Genomic DNA, 18,030 nt, shown 5'->3' with positions numbered 1-18,030 from the left:
AGCACGGCCTGGCCTACGCCCAGGAGATGGGGAATCGCCCGCAGACGCTGTACGCGATCGAGGATTCGCCTGTCGGCCTCGCCGCCTGGATGCTCGACCACGACGCGCGCAGTTATGCGCTCATCGCGCGCGTCCTTGACGGTCAACCTGAAGGCCTTACGCGAGATGACATCGTCGACAACATCACGCTCTACTGGTTGACGAACACGGGGGTCTCTTCGGCTCGACTTTATTGGGAAAGCAAGCTCGCCTTTTTCGCCCCGAAGCACGTCATGATCCCTGTTGCCGTGAGCGCCTTTCCTGACGAGCTCTACCAAGCTCCCCGGAGTTGGACAGAGCGGGCATATCCTAAACTGATCTATTACAACAAGCTCGACAAAGGCGGCCACTTCGCCGCGTGGGAACAGCCGGCGCTGTTCACCACAGAACTCCGGGCAGCGTTCAAGCCGCTGCGTTGAGATCGACCTTGGACGGTGCCAAGTGGCGCCGTCCAAGTCAATGCCGGCAATCGTGTAAGGAACAACGCCATGATGCCCTTATGTGTCGTCCGAACGCCGCGTGTGATCCCGGCCCCGGCTGAATTGGCGGGTGCAGCCGTCGCGGGCAGCGCTGCAGCATGTGCCAGGGTGCAACGGGGCCCGTTGATCGGCATGCTGGAACGGTAAGGAGATGTACAATGCGTGACGTATTCGAAATGCGGTTCGATTTGACGCCTCCCACTCAGTAACTTGCTGTTTATGGATGGGCACTAGTTGTCGGGGTGTTGGCGCCAATACTGTTATATTGGAGCAGCTTGCGCGGGACACACCGCGTTTAAATACTTTACTGGCATGCAACACGAGTTCCATCGCCCGCTGTCACATAGCGGCAGAAAGGAGAATGCGTCATGGCCTTCAATATCAACGTCAATGGCAGCGCGCACAGCGTCGATGTCGATGGCGATACCCCGCTGCTCTGGGTTCTGCGCGACGTGCTCGGGATGACCGGAACGAAGTTCGGTTGCGGCATGGCGCTATGCGGAGCTTGCACCGTGCATGTCGATGGCGTCGCCACCCGTTCCTGCATCACGACGATCGACAGCATCGGCAAATCCCAGATCACAACGATCGAGGCAATCGGCACAACGGCCGTCGGCGCCACGATTCAGAAAGCCTGGCTTGACCATGAGGTCGTCCAGTGCGGCTACTGCCAGTCCGGCCAGATCATGTCGGCATCGGCGCTGCTCGCAAGCAATCCGCATCCTACCGACGCCGATATCGACGATGCGATGAGTGGCAACATCTGTCGGTGCGGGACCTATGTCCGCATCCGCGAGGCGATCAAGCTAGCGGCGCAATCGAACGGAAAGGGAGGCTGACCATGCACCTAGATCGTATCGCTTCTCGCACCGCGGATACCCATCTCTCCCGGCGCAACTTCCTGGCCGCCAGTGCTGCCGTGGGCGGCGGACTGATGCTGAGCCTGGGCTTGCCATTCGGCCGAAGCGAAGCCGCGCATTCCGATGGCTTTGCACCGAATGCCTTCATCCGCATTGGTAGCGACGGGCAGATCGTGCTGACCATGCCCTATGTCGAGATGGGGCAAGGCACCTACACCGCGATCCCGATGCTGATCGCCGAAGAGCTCGAAGTGGGCTTGACACAGGTTCGTCTGGAACATGCTCCCCCGAACGAAAAACTCTACGCCAATCCACTGCTAGGGGTGCAGGCGACCGGCAATTCGAACGCAATGCGCGGCGCATGGAAGCCGCTTCGGGAGGCTGGGGCAACCGCGAGGATGATGCTGGTTGCTGCAGCAGCCAAGCAGTGGGGTGTCGATCCGAACGCTTGCCGGGCACAAGATGGCGAGGTGATCCACACGGCGTCCGGGCGGCGGCCGAAATATGGCGAGCTGGCTGGCGAGGCCGTAAACATGCCCGTTCCGCAAAACGTCACGCTGAAATCACCGGATGATTTCAAGCTGATCGGCACGCCCGCGAAGCGGCTCGATGCGCCCGCAAAGGTCAACGGAACCGCGGTCTATGGCATCGACGCCAGGCCGCCGGGCGTGAAGGTCGCAACCCTTGCACAGTCGCCTGCGTTCGGCGGGCGCCTGAAAAGTCTTGATGGTACGGCTACCATGGCCGTTAAAGGTGTGCGCCAGATCGTCCAGCTCGACGATACTGTTGCGGTCGTGGCTGATCATATGGGAGCTGCGAAGAAAGGCTTGGAAGCGCTCAAAATCGAATGGGACGACGGTCCACATGCCACGCTCGCTACCGAAGAGATCGCGCGCGAGCTCGAACAGGCGACGCTGGGCGCAGGTGCGCTCGCGCAGAACATCGGCGACGCCGACAAAGCCATGGAAGGCGCCGTCACCAAGGTCGAGGCGACTTATCAGGTTCCGTTCCTGGCACACGCCACGATGGAGCCGATGAATTGCACCGTGCATTTCCGCAAGGACGAGTGCGAGATCTGGATCGGCAGCCAGGCGGTCGCGCGTATCCAGGCGATGGCGGCGGAAGCCGCGGGCCTGCCGACGGACAAGGTCATCGTCCACAATCATCTGATCGGCGGCGGCTTCGGCAGGCGGCTCGAGGCGGATGGCGCGGTCCGCGCCGTTGAGATCGCCAAGCATGTCGGTGGTCCTGTGAAGGTCGTGTGGACCCGTGAGGAAGACATCCAGCACGACATGTATCGGCCTTATTGGTTCGACCGAATTTCAGCGGGACTGGATGATCAAGGCAAGCCGGTCGCCTGGAAGAATCGTTTCGCCGGCTCTTCCGTGATCGCGCGATGGCTGCCGCCGTTCTTCAAGAATGGGCTCGACACCGACTCAACCGAAGGCGCGATCGATTTGCTCTACGACCTGCCGAACTTCCACGTCGAATATGTGCGCGTGGAGCCTCCGGGGATTCCGACAGCGTTCTGGCGCAGCGTCGGCCCGTCGCACAATGTTTTCGTAACTGAAAGCTTCATCGACGAATTGGCGGCGGCGGCGAAGCAGGATGCGGTTGCCTATAGGCGAGCGCTCCTTGACAATTCGCCCCGCGCCAAGGCCGTTCTCGACCTTGCGGCGGAAAAAGCCGACTGGGGACAGTCCTTGCCTAAGGGAAGTGGCCGCGGCGTTTCGCTGCAATCCGTGTTCGGCAGTTATATGGCGCAGGTCGCCGAGGTCGAAGTCTCGAAAGATGGTACCGTCCACCTTCGACGCGTCGTGTGCGCGATCGACTGTGGCACCGCCGTCAATCCCAACACCGTGCAGGCACAGATCCAGAGCGGCATCATCTTTGGCGCCACGGCCGCGCTCTATGGCGAGATTACGCTCAAGAACGGCCGCATCGAACAGACTAACTTCGACACGTATCAAATGCTTCGAATGAACGAGGCGCCGGCCATCGAGGTTCATATTGTAAAGAGCACCGAACAGCCGGGCGGAATGGGCGAGACGGGGACATCGGCAATCGTTCCCGCCATTGCCAACGCGATATTTGCTGCCACCGGGAAGCGCCTGCGCAAGATGCCCGCCGATGCAAGCGTACTGAAGCAGCCCGCGTGAGGCGCCGCGACAATCGATGTGAGAAAAACACGGCGCGCAATACAAGTGCAGTGCGATATACGGCCTGATGAGCGCCGTGGCTACAGCATGGCATCTCGCCGTGAGTTTGCCGGCCATGATTATGGGCTTCAACCGCTACAGCCGAGACCAAAGCTTCGTCTCCCGTCACCTTGCACAATCAGCGTCTTGGAATCGTATCGGCGTGTTGGTCCGCGTCGGTGAGCGTACCAAGAAAGGCGACAATAGCGTCGATCTCCGGATCGGTCAGAGCCGGCCTGTCGCCGGGCCTTTTGCCGAACGGCGGATCCTGGTTCTGATTTGCCCAATAGGCTTTTGGCAGGTCGTCATTTTGACGGATAGTGCCGTCGGGGTTCTTCGGATACCAGCGGCCAGGATCGGTGTCACGCGTGGCATAGAAAGTGACTGCGTCGCGCAGCGAATGAAAGTAGCCGTTGTGGAAGAAGCTGTGCCGTAGTGCGACGTTGCGCAACGTCGGCGTGCGGAAGAGACCGCAATAGTCCGTCCGCCCCTTTAGGTCACTGCGTTGCGGACCGCAAAGACCAAGATCGAAATAGTTCGGATCGGCATTGGCAGGTATGGTGGGATTGCGGGGTACGCCGAGACCAATGAATCCGAAATCGGAAAACTGAGGCGGCTCGCCATCATTGGCTGGCTCGCTCAGATGGCAGCTCGAGCAATTGCCCTTCATTGGATCTTCGAACAGCGCGCGACCATGTAATTCCTGTGCAGTCAGCGTTGCCTTGCCCGCCAGGAAAGCGTCATAGCGGCTGGAATAGGGATAGAAATCGGAGCTGCTTTGTTCGAAAGTACCGAGCGCTTCGACAGCGGCATTGAACGCCTCCGTCCGATTGTCGAAAACCGTGGCCCCTAACGCGGCCTTGAATTCCTCCGCGTAGGCCCCCTTTTGCAGAGCTGCCACGACGTCGTCTGGACTCTCGTTGGCCATTTCAAAAGGCGAAAGCAAGGGAATCTTTGCCTGGTCCTGCCCGTGATCGACACGCCCGTCCCAGGTCAAGCCGCCTGTAGGCCCGTTGTCGACGCTCTCGTCGCCTTCATCTTCGGAATCATAATAGTGCTGCGTGAAAGCCGGCACTGCTTGAAGACAACGCAACGAAGGAACGGCGCGTAATCCCGGCTGATCCATCTGCTGGCCTCCTGTTTCGATCGGAGATACCGAAGCGGGGCCAAAGGCATGATGCGGATCGTGACAGGAAGCACAAGCTTGCTTGCCCGAGGCCGACAATGAAGGGTCGAAGAACATCTTGCGGCCCAGCTCGGTCAACGCAGCGGCCCTGACATAAGCCTCGGCGCGCGACATCGGCCCTGGATGCACGCCGCTTTGTTCAGCCGCCACGGCCGTCCTGAGGAGAATCCCGGCAAGGCCAAGCATTGAGGCCGCAACCATCGCCATCACACCAGAACGGAATTTCCACCTTGCAGCTGCCATCGCAGATCAGTCCGAATTCTGCGCACCATTAGGTGTGGATTGCTACGGTTTGATGACAATTTTCCGTGAGCAGCCCGCGCGTGTCACAAAGCTGATAAGACCCGGGATTACGATCGGCATAGACTTGTGGTCGCCCGTCGCCCGACCTCCCAGGTGATCGATCATCCTTTGCCAAATTTCCAGCCATGAGGTTTCCGACTATGTCGAAGCGCTTGCTGCTCTCTTCCCTCGTTCTTTCCAGTTCAGCAGCAACACTGCTCGCCCTGGCTGCGACCGCCCAAGCCGCGCCGGCCTCCTATGACAAGATCGATACTGTCGTAGTCATCTATGCCGAGAATCGCAGCTTCGATAACCTTTATGGCGGTTTTCCGGGCGCCAATGGGCTGTCCAATGTGTCGGCCGGTCAGGCGACCCAACTCGACCGCGATGGCCAGCCTCTTTCCGAGCTGCCACCGGCCTGGGACGGGCTTACCGCCAAGGGGGTAACGCCGGCGATCACCGAGGCCCAATCGGCGCATCTGGCGAATGCGCCCTTCGCGATCGACGATCCAAAGGGCTTTAACGAGGCGCCCTCCGTGATCACCCGCGACCTTTGGCATCGCTTCTACCAGGAGCAAATGCAGATCGATGGTGGCAAGAACGACAAATTCGTCGCCTGGGCCGATTCGGGTAGTCTCGTCATGGGCCACTATGACGGCTCGGTCCTGTCCATGTGGCAGGTAGCCAAAAGATATGTGCTTGCGGACAATTTCTTTCAAGCAGCGTTCGGTGGTTCGTTCCTCAACCATTTCCAGCTGGTCTGCGCTTGCGTCCCGATCTATCCGCATGCGGACACAAGCCCGGTGAAGGGCCAGATCGCTGCCGTCGAGGCAGATGGCATCACGCTCAAGGTCGCCGAAAATTCTCCGGCCTCGGCACTTGGCGGCGCGCCGAAATTTGTAAATGACGGGGCCATCACGCCCGACTTCCACGCCGTCAACACAATGCAGCCACCTTATCAGCCGAGCGCGAATCCACCTGCAGCAGGTCAGGACACTGCACTAGCCGACCTGTCGGTGGCGACGACGTTGCCGCCACAGCACGACATCACCATCGGCGACCTCCTGTCACTGAAGGGAATAAATTGGGCTTGGTACGCCGGGGCGTGGCAGGCAGCGCTCGACGGCAAGAATGCCAAGCCGGTACCGAATTTCCAGTTCCATCACCAGCCATTTAACTACTTTGCCGCCTATGCGCCCGGCACACCGGCGCGAGCCGAACATCTAAAGGACGGCGGCATGGACGGAGCCGCCTTCATCAAGGACATCGACGATGGCAAGCTGCCCCCCGTGACTTTCTACAAGCCGCAAGGCAACCTCAACGAACACGGTGGCTATGCCGATATTTCGAGTGGCGACCAGCACCTTGCCGACATCGTTTCCCATCTCGAGAAAAGCCCGCAATGGGCGCACATGCTCCTCGTTGTCACCTATGACGAGAACGGAGGATTCTGGGATCATCTAGCGCCACCGAAGGCCGACCGCTGGGGACCCGGCAATCGCGTCCCGACATTCATTATCTCGCCGTTCGCCAAGATGGGCACTGTCGATCACACCCAATACGACACCACCTCAATCCTGCGCTTCATCACGGCACGCTTTGACCTCCCCGTCCTGCCTGGTCTCGTTGCCCGTGACAAGGCGCTCCGCAACAACGATCAACCACCCATGGGTGATCTGAGCGCCGCTCTCGACCTTAATCGCTAAGACTCAAAGGACGTCTTGAAATAGATTTGGGACGAAGGTGCCATTTGTGCGTGGCAGTCGTTGGAAGCAAGTGCCTTTTGCTCACGATGGTGACACGCTTGCCAACATTGCAATCATCCTCGCCGGACTGGTTTGTGCATCGTTCTGCATGGCCCGACCTGATCGTTGGACTGGAGATCGCCGCGATGAACGCCGACGCGCCGCGTGGGCGCCACCTCGGTCTGTCTGACGCCGGGATGGCTGTGTTTCTGAAATGGTGCTTGAGGCGTTTGGCGTGACGGAGGAAAACTGGCGCGATGCGACGGCGAGGATACCGCGCTTTGTGATCTCCGAAACTCCGAGATTAGTCGGGCGCGCCGTGGTAGCGCTTGCGGCAGATCCGGACCGTTCGCGATGGAATGGTCAGTCGTTTTCGAGCGGCGGATTGGCTCAGATCTACGGCTTTACCGATATCGATGGCTCCCGCCCCGACGCCTGGAGATACGTACCAGAAGTACAGGATGCCGGAAAACCGGCCGACGCCACCGGCTATCGATAATTTCCGCGCCTGAATGCGATGGAACAATTTCAATCATTGCGCTGTTATCGATAGCTGGCGCCAGGGCGCCGGCTCTCTATCGGAGCAGACTGTGTTCAGCAAATTGTTTACACGCATTGCCAATCAAGTCGCAATTGCAGCGGGGAAACCCATCGCCTTCATACTATGTTGCATCATTATCGTGGTATGGGCTGTTAGCGGGCCGCTTTTCGGCTTTTCTGACACCTGGCAACTCATCATCAATACCGGCACCACGATAGTCACCTTTCTGATGGTCTTCCTCATTCAGAACACCCAAAATCGCGATAGCATAGCGATTCAGGCAAAGCTCGACGAGCTCGTGCGCGTTACCAAGGCGAAAAATGCGTTCATTGGCATTGAGCACTTGACTGAGGAAGAAGTGGAAAAATTCCGCAGGCAATGCGAAGCAGCCGCCAGGAAGTCCGACCGGGAGCTGGCCGAACAGGCCGTAAAGCAGACACAGCAGCGCCCTTCCTCCAGAACGTCGAAGGCGAAAGCGCGGACCTGATTGTGGCATTAGTTTGAACGCCCAGATTCCGCCTGATTGACCCCCCAATTCGTTGCAAAGCAGCTATGCAAAACTGTCACTGCAAGTTTCGCGTGCCGTTCACTATATCCAGCTCACGATCGAAAAATGATCCAACAAACAAGAACTTATAGGTGAGTGAAATGAATCTGATCCGCTCTTACAATAACTGGCGCCGCTATCGTGACACCGTCACGGAACTCAGCCGCCTGACTGCACGTGAACTGAATGACCTCGGCATCTCCCGCGGCGATATCTCTTTCGTTGCGAAGAAAGCCGCTTCGGCTCAGTAATCGAATTTAATTCACGTCCGGGGCGCTCCTCCTCCCAAGCCACGGACGTATAAAGACCGGCACTCCTCCTCCCAGCCGGTCTTTACAAATAGCACCCACCGCACCTCCGCCCGCGGTGGGTGTTGTTTTTTGGGCGATAGCGTAGCCGCGCACCCCACTGCACCATTGCACCCCTCTCCCTTTCCTCGTAACAGTCGAGAACCGATAGACGGGAGGCATCCATGGCCGGCGGTATCCATCACATCACGCTGATCACACGCAAGGTGCAGGCGAATGTAGACTTCTACGTCGGCTTCCTTGGACTGCATCTCGTCAAGCGAACTGGTGGTTATGAGGATGCGACTCAGCTTCATCTTTTGTACGCCGATGCGACAGGTACGCCTGGATCGTTGATAACTTTTCTTGTCTGGGAAGACGGCTCCCCCGGGCGTGTTGGCTACGGGCAGCCGAGTGAGATTGCGCTGGCCATCGCACCGGAAAGCATAGGTTTTTGGCTGACCCGCGCCTTGCAATTCAACATTGCTCTTTCAGGACCAACTCAGGAATTCGGCGAACCTGTTTTGCGTCTCTTCGATCCTGACGGTGTCATCGTGAAACTTGTTGGCTCTGAAAGTGTCGCTGCCGGAGACCTCCGGGCTGGTGATGGAATCCCCGTTGCCGATGCGATCCATCGGATCAGAGGTGCTACGATCCTTACCGAAAAGCCCCAGGAAACGCGGGCATTCCTGGAGAATTATTTCTCTTACACTGCGAGCGATCATAGCGAGACGATTACAAGAATGGTCTCGGCGTCCGGCGATTGTATCGATGTTCGAAATGCGACGGGCTTTTGGAGTTCTGCTCCCGGAACCGGAACGATCGACCACATCGCCTTCCGCGCTTCGGACATCCCCGAAGTAACCACGACTTACGAACGGTTGATCGCGAATGGTGCGGATGCCACAGCGATGCACGACCGCAAATATTTTCACTCCATATATGTGCGAGAGCCCGGCGGCACACTGTTCGAAATGGCGACGGACGGCCCGGGAATGTTGATCGACGAGAAGCCGGATACTCTCGGCTCCAGATTGTTCATCCCTCCGCACTTTGCCGAGGATGCGGAAAACCTGAAGGTAATGCTGCCGCAATTCGGCCTACCGAAGGAAGAGCGCTTCATCTATCGCGAGCTTCCGTTCACTCACCGGGTCTACACGCCGGATCATCCGGACGGCCAAGTACTTGTTCTCCTGCATGGAACCGGCGGTAATGAAGCCAGCCTCATGCCCCTTGCTGCCAAGGCGGCGCCCAACGCAACCCTGATCGGGCTGCGTGGCCGTAGCAATGAAGAGGGATCAGCCCGTTGGTTCCGACGGTTCGGGCCACTCAGCTTTGACCAGAAGGACATTCGCTCCGAAGCCGAAGCGCTCGCCGCTTTTATCGAAGGTGCGGTCGAAGCATATGGTCTCGATCTTCAGAAGACGATATTTCTCGGTTACTCCAATGGCGCGAACCTGCTCGCCGCGATGATGCAGCTGCATCCGGGTCTTGTCGGCAATGCCGTGCTGTTGCGGGCGACGAAGGTCTTACAGGAAACGCCGGAAGCTGACCTGAACGGAGCGCGAATTCTTGCCGTCACGGGTGATCACGATCTGTTTGGAGCTCACGCGCCGGCGCTGGAAGCAGAACTACGCAGTGCCGGCGCCGACATTACGACCAAAAGTATATCGGCCGGTCATGAAACCGGATCACACGATATTGAGGCGGTTCGGCAATGGCTGACCTCATAGCGAAACAGGCCGGAAATGATCCGGCCTGTTCTTTCAGTGTTTAAACGAGCGGCTTGAGCCCCGCTTCAATCGAAGCACGCTTGCCTTCAAGGAAGGGCGGCAGTGACAGGCCTTCGCCCAGCGTCTCCAGTGGTTCATCGACTGTAAAGCCAGGACCGTCCGTCGCAATTTCAAACAAGATGCCATTTGGTTCGCGGAAATAGAGCGACCGGAAGTAGTAACGCTCGACCTCACCGCTCGAAGGCATTCGGAAACCCTTCAGCCGCTCGGTCCATTCATGCAGTTGCTGCACATCCGGGGCCCGAAATGCCACATGATGCACGGCTCCGGCGCCTTGCCTTGCAGCAGGAAGGTCCGGCTGAACTGCCACGTGCAATTCGGCCGCTGGCCCGCCTTCCCCCATGGCGAACACATGAACGTGGCCAATCCCATCGGGAGACGGATAGGTGTTGACCTGACGCATGTTCATCACCTGAAGGAGAATCGCTTCCGTATTGGTAATGTCCGGGACGCTTATCGTGATCGGTCCAAGGCCGCGGATCTGGTGCTCGGCGGGAACCGGGCTCTTGTCCCATGGGTGCGACGCGCCAGCACCGCCATCATTGATTAAGCGGAACCGCTGTCCTTCCGCGTCTTCAAAATCAAGTGATTCATAGCCACCGGCATCGCCGACCTCGCCGGACTTCACGCCAAGTTCGGCAAAGCGCGCTTTCCACCAGTCAAGGCTTGCTCTGCTGCCTACGCGCAAACCGGTGCGCGAAATACTATGGGTGCCGCGACGCTCGGGCCCCAGGGGCCAGTCGAAAAACGTCAGATCCGTACCGGGTGTGGCCTCGCCGTCCGCATAAAACAGATGGTAGGCGCTTGTATCATCCTGATTGACGGTCTTCTTGACCAGTCGCAAGCCAAGCGTCTGGGTATAGAAGCGCAGGTTTTCCGGTGCATTCGCCGTGATGGCAGTCAGGTGATGAATGCCTGTTAGTTGTAAGGTCATCGAAGCCTCCTGATTGGTTCGTTGCGGCTGGATCGCCGTTGGGGTGAATATCTGCGCTACAGCTCTGTTCATAAAGAGTGGTTCTCTGGAACCCATGTTCGATCAAAACGAACAATGCACACCCAAGCGCCTTCCAAACAGCCACTAGGTTCCTTATAATGAAACCATGAAATGGCGCTTCGACGATCTTCTCACTTTTCTTGATGTAATGGAAACTGGCAGCATCACTGCAACAGCCGCGCGACTTAACTTGTCTAAATCCGTCGTCAGTAAACGCATCTCCGATCTGGAAGGCGCCCTTGGCATAGAATTGTTTCAGCGCTCACCCCGAAAATTGCTTGCCTCCGACAACGCACTGGATTTCGTTGAGCGTATCAGGCCGCTGGTGCGCGAGATCATCGATGCGGCCGATAAGGTTGGCGAACGGAATAGCGCCATTCGCGGTAGCCTGCGCATTGCTGCCCCAATGACATTCGGTACCCTCTATCTCGGGCGGATGATCGCCGATTTCGCCCGCCAATATCCTGATCTGGAGATCGCGGTCGAGTTCGAGGACCGCATGGTCGACCTTATGCGCGGCGGTTATGATGTGGGTATCCGCATTGGCATCTTGAGGGATTCAACCCTGATCGCCCGTAAACTCTGCACGGATGCGCGCGTCATTTGCTGCAGTCCGGATTTTGCCACAGCAAACGGCCTGCCAAAGAACCTCGAGGAATTGGGTTCCTTTGCTTGCATCGATTATTCAAACGTCAACACCAGTCAGTTGTGGCAATTCGAGAACCCAGTCGCGCCTTCAGAACCGATCTCGGTAGCAATGCGCGGCCGCATCGTGGCCAATAATGGCGAGGCGATGCGCGATATGGCCATCGCCGGTCTTGGACTGGTCCTGCTTCCCATGTTTATTGCCGCCGAGGCATTGCGCGCCGGCACGCTCATTGCGGTGCTGCCCGAGGTGCAGCCACTGCCGTACAGGATCTACGCAGTGTACCCGCCCACACGGCATGTTTCGGCAAAGGTGCGGGCCTTCGTCGACCATCTCGTACGCCACATCGGCGACCCGCCAATCTGGCAGATGACAGGGATTCTTGGGCCAGACCCGGCGTGATTCCGGCCCCCGCCAACCCGAATCACTTGTGCCCATTGGTGCCCGCTATCGGAGCGTCGGACAGACATTCATAGCCGGATTTGCAAAAAACCCTGTAAACACTGGGTATAAACCAGCATTTTGGGCGCTATCACTGATGACAGGGCGGGAAACGCGTGCCATACAGACGCCTCCGATCAACGAATATACTGAGGAAACCGCCAACATGAATACGTCCGATCTTATCGAGAAGCTCGTTGCTGATCAGGGTCTTACAAAAGTTCAGTCCAAGGCGATTGTTGACAGCGTTCTTAAAGGTATCACCGATTCCGTTGTAGCTGGCGATGAAGTATCGCTGCCAGGCTTCGGCAAGTTCAAGGTACAGTCGCGCGCCGCTCGCGAAGGCCGTAACCCTGCAACCGGCGCAACGATCAAAATCGCCGCTTCGAAGAAGGTTGCCTTCCAGCCTGCAAAGGCTCTGAAGGACGCGCTGAACGGCTAATTCCGCTCATTGTGAATTTCAAAAGGGCGGTGCAATGCACCGCCTTTTTTATTGGTGCGCTGTCACAACATCGTCTTTTTGGCGGCACTTGCCATAAATCCGCCCTGTCTTTGTTGCAGGTGACGTTTGCGTGATTGAGCAATTTGCGCAAGTGCGGTAAGGCTTTATCAACTATAGCGGATGCATTTATGATCTTGCGGGTACCAAATCCGCGCGATTTGGACCTTGGCGAATGAGACTGGCAAACCGGTAATAGCTGCATGAAAATACCAACACATATTCTTGCGCCATTGATGCTCACCCTGTTTCTGGCCGGGTGCCAGGGTTCGTCGCTCGAAGATCTTTCCCCAAATGGAGCGGGCACGCAGCTGCCGGAGAAGCTGGTCAAGAGCATGAAGGCGAAGGGGATGAGCACCACTTCACCGGTCATGTTCCGCATCTTCAAGGAAGAGAGTGTCCTTGAAGTCTGGAAGCGCAAGGATAATGGCCGTTACGACATGGTCACGAGCTACCAGATCTGCAAATGGTCGGGCAAGCTGGGTCCAAAATTCATCGAGGGTGACAGGCAGGCGCCGGAAGGCTTCTATTCGGTGCGCCCCGCACAGATGAATCCGAAATCGAGCTACTACCTGTCATTCAACACCGGCTTCCCCAATGGGCTCGACCGCGCGCTTGGCCGCACCGGCGCCAATCTGATGGTGCACGGCGCCTGCTCGTCCTCGGGCTGCTATTCGATGACCGATGCGCAGGTTGCGCAGATCTATGCGTTCGCGCGCGACGCCTTCAAGGGTGGCCAGGAATCGATCCAGCTTGAAGCTTTTCCGTTCCGCATGACCGCCGCCAACATGGCGCGCTATCGCGATGATCCAAATTACGCTTTCTGGAAGAACCTGAAGGAAGGCTATGATCACTTCGAGATCACCAAGGTGCCGCCGAAGGTAGATGTGTGCGAGAAGAAATACGTCTTCAATCACACCTCTGATCCCAATGCACCGATTGCCGCAACAAGCACATGCCCGCCTTCCGATCAGCCAGAATCGTTGAAGATGGCCTACCAGTCCTATCAGACCAGTTATGAGACGGCCTTTTCGTCCATGGTGGGCAAGGGCAAGATCCAGCCGCCGAGCCGCTCGATTCAGGGCCTCACTGAGGCCAAGATCATTGCGGATTGGAGCGCGCGGCGAGCCCGTGGTGAACGCGTAACTCAAGAACCGCCATCCCTTTCACCACAGGACAAGGACGCAGCGTCCAAACCTCAAATCATGGTTCGCCTAGCTTCCGCAGTCGCAGCTGACAAGGCCAGGGAAGAAAAGGAGGCCGCGAAGCGGTCTCGCATGACGAAGAACACGGTTTTAACTACTCCGGCACCTGTGGCACTCGCAACGCCAGCCCCTTCTGCTGCGCCTATGACTCAGGCGCCGACATCGGCCCCGGAAACCACCGCCGCTTTGACACCGGCAACCTCCGCACCCGCCGCCGTACAGCCAGCGCCTGCCAAGAAGGCCTGGTGGAAGATCATCGGAAACTAGCCGCCACAAGAGAACACCTTATGAATGCCGAAGTCTACGATCTTCGCGGCCTGAATTGTCCGTTACCGGTGCTAAAAACACGCAAGAAGCTCCTGAATATGGCTGCAGGAAGCCGGATATGGATTGAGACGAGCGACCCGCTCGCCGTCATTGACATGCCGAACTTTTGCCTGACGGAAGGTCACCGGCTGATAGAGACGGTCAGCGTCGGCGGTGGTCATCGCTTTCACATCGAGCGCGGGCGGTCAGCCTAGTTTCACACCAGAAATTGCTAGCGGGTTGTCGAACAGCGCCGTACGGTCCGGCGTGTCGATCTGTGGCTGTCCCAGAAACGCGTTGAAGAGCTGTGTGACATAGCTCTCCGGCAGATCCTTGACGATCATCACCAGACGCGTTTCGCGCACACCCTCCGGCCAGCCAGCAAGCCGTGCTGGCGGGTGGAAGATTTGTTGAACGCCATGAATCACCAAGGGCCGTTCCGGATCGTCCGCCAGCTGTACGATACCTTTAACCCGCAGCAACTTCTCGCCATGCGCTGAACGCAACAGGTCGAGGAACATATCAAAGCTGGATAGGGGCACCGGCGCGTCGTGCTTCAGCGAAAATGATCGTATCGACGCATCATGACGGTTGATGTCGTGATGGTGATCGTGATCTCCATGCCCATGGTGATGGTGATGATCGATTTCACCGCGTTCACGATCGCGGTCGCGATAGGCCTCGGCTTTCAGCCACCTCTGCACATCCACCGTCTTTGTCTCCGGATTATAAACCCCGCAATCAAACAGTGCCGCGTAGCCGGTCCTCTGATCACCGACGTCGATCAGGTCGGCTCCCGGATTGAGCGCGGACAAGCGTGATCGCAAGGCCGGAAGGCTTTTTGCACCCTCCGGTAGATCCGTTTTGGTGATGACAATCCGGTCGGCAACAGCAGCCTGCTTCACCGCCTCCTCGTGTGCATCGAGCGTCGCCATGCCGTTGACAGCATCAACGGTGGTGATAACGCCATCGACACGAAAGGCCTGCAATAATACCGGATGCCCCATGATGGCGTGCAGAACTGGCGCCGGGTCAGCAAGGCCGGTCGTCTCGATGATCACCCGTTTCAGCCGTTGCAACTTGCCCGTCTGCAGTCGGTCGATCAAATCGGCTAGCGTATCGACGAGTTCGCCGCGCACTGTACAGCACAGGCAGCCATCGGAGAGTTCGATGATGCCCTCGCTGGCGCTCTCCACCAGCAGATGGTCAATTCCAACATCGCCAAACTCATTGATGATGACAGCCGTATCGGCAAGCGCCGGGTCTTTCAGAAGCCGATTGAGCAGCGTCGTCTTGCCCGAACCCAGAAAGCCCGTGAGCACGGAAACAGGGATGGGGGCAGTCATTAGTTTACTGCCTTGGTGGCATTGCTCGCCTCAGTGAGCGAGGAACGGTCCGGTCGCGGCATAGGAACTGGTATGCGGTTCAGCTCCATGCCAAGCGAATTGACCTTCGCGGGCAACAGTGCCACTTTTTCCACTGCCGGTTCGTGGTCCATCCGGTTCATATAGGGCGACCCCTGAACAATGTGTCCCTCAAGGTCCTTGCCATCCCAAGTATCAGATCCAATCACATCCTTCGAACAGACACTCGGCCGCATATTGACCGCGACGTCGCGCGTCGGTGCGCCATAGGGTTGCAGTGTGTCGATTGTTGCCCCGGTTCCATGCGTTTCAAAGCCCTTGGCAAGCAGTTCAGCCGCCTTCGTGGCACGCGTTGTCAGCTTTAACTCACCGAACACGACAGTGATAATCGTCCGGCCATCGCGAGTTGCCGATCCAATCAGATTGTAGCCGGACGGACAGACAAAGCCGGTCTTCATGCCGTCGGCGCCCTGGAACCGTCCGATCAGGGCATTCAGATTCGGCTGGAGCTTCTTGCCACCATAATCAATGGCTTCAATGTCGAAGTAATGCGCATACTGCGGAAATTCACGGCGCAGTCGCAGCGTCAGAACTGCCATATCGCGCGCCGTGGTGTAATGGTCGTCCGAATGAAGTCCGTTGGGATTGACGAAATGCGAGCCAGTCATGCCGATCCGCTTTGCTTCTGCATTCATGAGGTCGGCAAACTTGTCCGACGATCCGCCCAGCGTCTCGCCCACTGCCATGGCGACGTCATTGGCGGACTTCACCATCATGATCTTGAGGGCATTGTCCAGGGTCAGTTCTGATCCGACCTTGTATCCCATCTTGCTCGGCGGCTGTTTGGCGGCAAGGGCGGTAATCCTGATTGGTGTATCCAGTGTAACTTGACCGGATTCAAGCATGCGGAATGCAACGTAGGCCGTCATGAGCTTGGTCGTCGAAGCCGGATACCAGCGCTGGAAAGGGTCTTCCTGTGACAGGATTTCGCCAGTACCGGCGTCAACGGTAATATTCGCGCCAGCAAGTACCGTCGATAGACCTGCAATGGTCGATACCACGCAACTCGAAACAAAGAGTGCTACAGTTTTCCGCATTCCTGAAATCCGACCTGTCTGTATAAAGAACCTGGAAAGGCATTAAGCCGCGCTTCACGCCGGGCGGCAATGGCCTTATCTATCTCATGTGGCAGGCAAAAGGCAAAACACCTTTATTCTGTTCACTGAAATGTCAGACTTGGATTGGAGTTGTTCTCGAATGCCTTTGCTCAATCGCGCGATCGAAATGCAGGATGAGGTTTCGCAGTGGCGGCGCCATCTTCATGAGAACCCCGAATTGATGTTCGATGTGCACCAGACGGCCAGATTCGTGGCCGAGAAGCTGCGCCAGTTCGGTTGTGATGTGGTGGAAACCGGCATTGGCCGGACAGGCGTGGTCGGCATCATAAACGGGCGCCACGGTGAAGGGTCAACAATTGGCCTGCGCTCGGATATGGACGCGCTGCCGCTGACCGAAAAAACCGGCAAGCCATGGGCGTCCCGGACCGGCGGAAAGATGCATGCCTGCGGCCATGACGGCCACACCGCAATGCTCTTGGGCGCAGCGCAGTATCTGGCAGAAACACGCAATTTCAAGGGCTCCATTGCCGTGATATTCCAGCCCGCGGAAGAAGGCGGTGGTGGAGGCCGCGAGATGGTCAAGGAGGGGATGATGGAGCGCTTTTCCATCTCGAAGGTGTATGGCATGCACAATATTCCCGGTCTTCCCGTCGGTCAGTTCGCTATTCGCAAGGGACCAATCATGGCAGCGACCGACGAGTTCACGATCACAGTCGAAGGCCGTGGCGGCCATGCGGCACAGCCACACCGGACTATCGACCCGGTCGTCGTCGGTGCGCAGCTGGTCAATGCCCTACAGACGATCGTCTCACGCGGCACCGATCCGCTGGATTCCGTTGTTCTTTCCGTCACCCAGTTTCACGCGGGCGACGCGCACAACATTATCCCGCAGAAGGCCGAACTTGCCGGGACCGTGCGCACCCTACGTCCTGAAATGCGCGATTTCGCTGAAAAGCGGCTGATCGAGGTGGCGGAGGGCGTCGCCGGTGCCTTGGGCGCGAGTGCAAATGTCCACTATACCCGCAACTACCCAGTGACATTCAACCATGACCGCGAAACCGATTTCGCCGTACAAACGGCCCGCAGCATTGCCGGAACTGGTGCTGTCAATGAAGAGGTCGCGCCGATGATGGCCGGCGAGGATTTCTCCTACATGCTCGAAGCACGGCCCGGCGCCTTCATCTTTATCGGCAACGGCGAAAGTGCTTCGCTGCACAATCCTGCCTATGATTTCAATGACGACGCGATCCCGCACGGTATCAGCTATTGGGTGCGTCTCGCAGAAAGATCTCTGCCAGCGACGTCGTGATTGTCATCAGAATGCTGGAAATTCGATGCATCTTCGGACTTGGCGTCAACGCTGAAAAACAGTATGTCAGGGCGTATGGTCCCGTAGCTCAGTAGGATAGAGCGACAGATTCCTAATCTGTAGGCCACTGGTTCGAATCCAGTCGGGATCACCAATTTTTTCAATAACTTATGCGTCAATTTCCTCAATAC

15 protein-coding genes, 1 tRNA gene and 3 pseudogenes are annotated in these 18,030 nt (G+C 57.7%); 15 read left to right on the top strand and 4 right to left on the bottom strand.

Annotated features, from left to right (window positions below; all coding sequences use genetic code 11):
* The 3 genes and pseudogenes from AAAC48_RS01480 to AAAC48_RS01470 all read left to right on the top strand — a co-directional run.
* Positions 1–458: pseudogene (locus AAAC48_RS01480) on the top strand (epoxide hydrolase); the annotation flags it as partial.
* Between the two features lie 428 nt (positions 459–886).
* A complete protein-coding gene (locus AAAC48_RS01475) occupies positions 887–1,357 on the top strand; it encodes a (2Fe-2S)-binding protein (protein ID WP_340652471.1) in 471 nt (156 codons plus the stop codon).
* A 2-nt stretch (positions 1,358–1,359) separates the two neighbouring features.
* A complete protein-coding gene (locus tag AAAC48_RS01470) occupies positions 1,360–3,537 on the top strand; it encodes a xanthine dehydrogenase family protein molybdopterin-binding subunit (RefSeq protein WP_340652470.1) in 2,178 nt (725 codons plus the stop codon).
* Between the two features lie 178 nt (positions 3,538–3,715).
* On the opposite strand, the gene AAAC48_RS01465 is transcribed toward AAAC48_RS01470, so the two are convergent.
* The gene (locus AAAC48_RS01465) at positions 3,716–5,005 is read right to left on the bottom strand and encodes a cytochrome-c peroxidase (protein WP_340652469.1); all 1,290 of its coding nucleotides are present in this window, start codon (positions 5,003–5,005) and stop codon (positions 3,716–3,718) included.
* A gap of 200 nt (positions 5,006–5,205) precedes the next feature.
* On the opposite strand from AAAC48_RS01465, the gene AAAC48_RS01460 reads away from it, so the two are divergent.
* From AAAC48_RS01460 to AAAC48_RS01435, 6 genes and pseudogenes are all read left to right on the top strand, one after another.
* A complete protein-coding gene (locus AAAC48_RS01460; protein ID WP_340652468.1) occupies positions 5,206–6,750 on the top strand; it encodes an acid phosphatase in 1,545 nt (514 codons plus the stop codon).
* Positions 6,751–6,841: 91 nt separating this feature from the next.
* Positions 6,842–6,956: pseudogene (locus tag AAAC48_RS01455) on the top strand (cation transporter); the annotation flags it as partial.
* Between the two features lies 1 nt (position 6,957).
* Positions 6,958–7,288 (top strand): annotated as a pseudogene (locus AAAC48_RS01450) (short-chain dehydrogenase); the annotation flags it as partial.
* A gap of 91 nt (positions 7,289–7,379) precedes the next feature.
* On the top strand, positions 7,380–7,817 hold the full coding sequence (locus AAAC48_RS01445; RefSeq protein WP_340652467.1) for a low affinity iron permease family protein: 438 nt from the start codon (positions 7,380–7,382) through the stop codon (positions 7,815–7,817).
* Positions 7,818–7,978: 161 nt separating this feature from the next.
* Entirely contained in the window at positions 7,979–8,128 is a 150-nt protein-coding gene (locus tag AAAC48_RS01440; RefSeq protein ID WP_340652466.1) for a DUF1127 domain-containing protein, read from the top strand.
* 221 nt (positions 8,129–8,349) lie between these two features.
* Positions 8,350–9,897, top strand: a complete 1,548-nt coding sequence (locus AAAC48_RS01435) for a VOC family protein (RefSeq protein ID WP_340652465.1) — start codon at positions 8,350–8,352, stop codon at positions 9,895–9,897.
* A gap of 40 nt (positions 9,898–9,937) precedes the next feature.
* Here AAAC48_RS01435 and AAAC48_RS01430 read toward each other — a convergent pair whose 3' ends face one another.
* Positions 9,938–10,891: a ring-cleaving dioxygenase gene (locus AAAC48_RS01430; protein WP_340652464.1), complete on the bottom strand. Its 954-nt coding sequence runs from the start codon at positions 10,889–10,891 to the stop codon at positions 9,938–9,940.
* A 166-nt stretch (positions 10,892–11,057) separates the two neighbouring features.
* Here AAAC48_RS01430 and AAAC48_RS01425 point away from each other — a divergent pair, with 166 nt between their 5' ends.
* The 4 genes from AAAC48_RS01425 to AAAC48_RS01410 all read left to right on the top strand — a co-directional run bounded on the left by AAAC48_RS01425 (position 11,058) and on the right by AAAC48_RS01410 (position 14,263).
* Positions 11,058–11,999 carry a LysR family transcriptional regulator gene (locus AAAC48_RS01425; protein WP_340652463.1) on the top strand — a complete coding sequence of 314 codons (942 nt, stop codon included), beginning with the start codon at positions 11,058–11,060 and terminating at the stop codon, positions 11,997–11,999.
* 205 nt (positions 12,000–12,204) lie between these two features.
* Complete coding sequence (locus tag AAAC48_RS01420; protein ID WP_099997835.1) at positions 12,205–12,480, top strand: HU family DNA-binding protein; 276 nt, start codon at positions 12,205–12,207, stop codon at positions 12,478–12,480.
* Between the two features lie 260 nt (positions 12,481–12,740).
* The gene (locus AAAC48_RS01415) at positions 12,741–14,009 is read left to right on the top strand and encodes a hypothetical protein (protein WP_340652462.1); all 1,269 of its coding nucleotides are present in this window, start codon (positions 12,741–12,743) and stop codon (positions 14,007–14,009) included.
* Positions 14,010–14,029: 20 nt separating this feature from the next.
* Positions 14,030–14,263 carry a sulfurtransferase TusA family protein gene (locus tag AAAC48_RS01410; RefSeq protein WP_340652461.1) on the top strand — a complete coding sequence of 78 codons (234 nt, stop codon included), beginning with the start codon at positions 14,030–14,032 and terminating at the stop codon, positions 14,261–14,263.
* Here the strand turns inward: AAAC48_RS01410 and AAAC48_RS01405 are convergent.
* A complete protein-coding gene (locus AAAC48_RS01405; protein WP_340652460.1) occupies positions 14,255–15,394 on the bottom strand; it encodes a GTP-binding protein in 1,140 nt (379 codons plus the stop codon). The two genes, AAAC48_RS01410 and AAAC48_RS01405, sit on opposite strands and share 9 nt — an antisense overlap.
* Entirely contained in the window at positions 15,394–16,509 is a 1,116-nt protein-coding gene (locus AAAC48_RS01400) for a D-alanyl-D-alanine carboxypeptidase family protein (protein WP_340652459.1), read from the bottom strand. The genes AAAC48_RS01405 and AAAC48_RS01400 overlap by 1 nt, the downstream gene beginning before the upstream one ends.
* Before the next feature lie 160 nt (positions 16,510–16,669).
* On the opposite strand from AAAC48_RS01400, the gene AAAC48_RS01395 reads away from it, so the two are divergent.
* A complete protein-coding gene (locus AAAC48_RS01395) occupies positions 16,670–17,839 on the top strand; it encodes a M20 aminoacylase family protein (protein WP_340652458.1) in 1,170 nt (389 codons plus the stop codon).
* Between the two features lie 77 nt (positions 17,840–17,916).
* Positions 17,917–17,993: transfer RNA gene (locus AAAC48_RS01390), tRNA-Arg, on the top strand.
* The last annotated feature ends 37 nt before the right edge of the window (positions 17,994–18,030 follow it).

This window comes from Phyllobacterium sp., assembly GCF_037994405.1.
In the GTDB taxonomy this organism is placed as follows: Bacteria; Pseudomonadota; Alphaproteobacteria; order Rhizobiales; family Rhizobiaceae; genus Phyllobacterium.
The sequence above is the reverse complement of the archived record's forward strand: the minus strand, read 5'-3'. Positions and strand labels throughout refer to the sequence as shown.

Bases quoted from the DNA above. Each gene is read 5' to 3' on its own strand.
- AAAC48_RS01465 (WP_340652469.1), bottom strand. From the start codon at position 5,005: ATGGCAGCTGCAAGGTGGAAATTCCGTTCTGGTGTGATGGCGATGGTT.
- AAAC48_RS01430 (WP_340652464.1), bottom strand. From the start codon at position 10,891: ATGACCTTACAACTAACAGGCATTCATCACCTGACTGCCATCACGGCG.
- AAAC48_RS01410 (WP_340652461.1), top strand. From the start codon at position 14,030: ATGAATGCCGAAGTCTACGATCTTCGCGGCCTGAATTGTCCGTTACCG.
- AAAC48_RS01440 (WP_340652466.1), top strand. From the start codon at position 7,979: ATGAATCTGATCCGCTCTTACAATAACTGGCGCCGCTATCGTGACACC.
- AAAC48_RS01435 (WP_340652465.1), top strand. From the start codon at position 8,350: ATGGCCGGCGGTATCCATCACATCACGCTGATCACACGCAAGGTGCAG.
- AAAC48_RS01415 (WP_340652462.1), top strand. From the start codon at position 12,741: ATGAAAATACCAACACATATTCTTGCGCCATTGATGCTCACCCTGTTT.
- AAAC48_RS01475 (WP_340652471.1), top strand. From the start codon at position 887: ATGGCCTTCAATATCAACGTCAATGGCAGCGCGCACAGCGTCGATGTC.
- AAAC48_RS01460 (WP_340652468.1), top strand. From the start codon at position 5,206: ATGTCGAAGCGCTTGCTGCTCTCTTCCCTCGTTCTTTCCAGTTCAGCA.
- AAAC48_RS01395 (WP_340652458.1), top strand. From the start codon at position 16,670: ATGCCTTTGCTCAATCGCGCGATCGAAATGCAGGATGAGGTTTCGCAG.
- AAAC48_RS01425 (WP_340652463.1), top strand. From the start codon at position 11,058: ATGAAATGGCGCTTCGACGATCTTCTCACTTTTCTTGATGTAATGGAA.
- AAAC48_RS01405 (WP_340652460.1), bottom strand. From the start codon at position 15,394: ATGACTGCCCCCATCCCTGTTTCCGTGCTCACGGGCTTTCTGGGTTCG.
- AAAC48_RS01400 (WP_340652459.1), bottom strand. From the start codon at position 16,509: ATGCGGAAAACTGTAGCACTCTTTGTTTCGAGTTGCGTGGTATCGACC.
- AAAC48_RS01470 (WP_340652470.1), top strand. From the start codon at position 1,360: ATGCACCTAGATCGTATCGCTTCTCGCACCGCGGATACCCATCTCTCC.
- AAAC48_RS01420 (WP_099997835.1), top strand. From the start codon at position 12,205: ATGAATACGTCCGATCTTATCGAGAAGCTCGTTGCTGATCAGGGTCTT.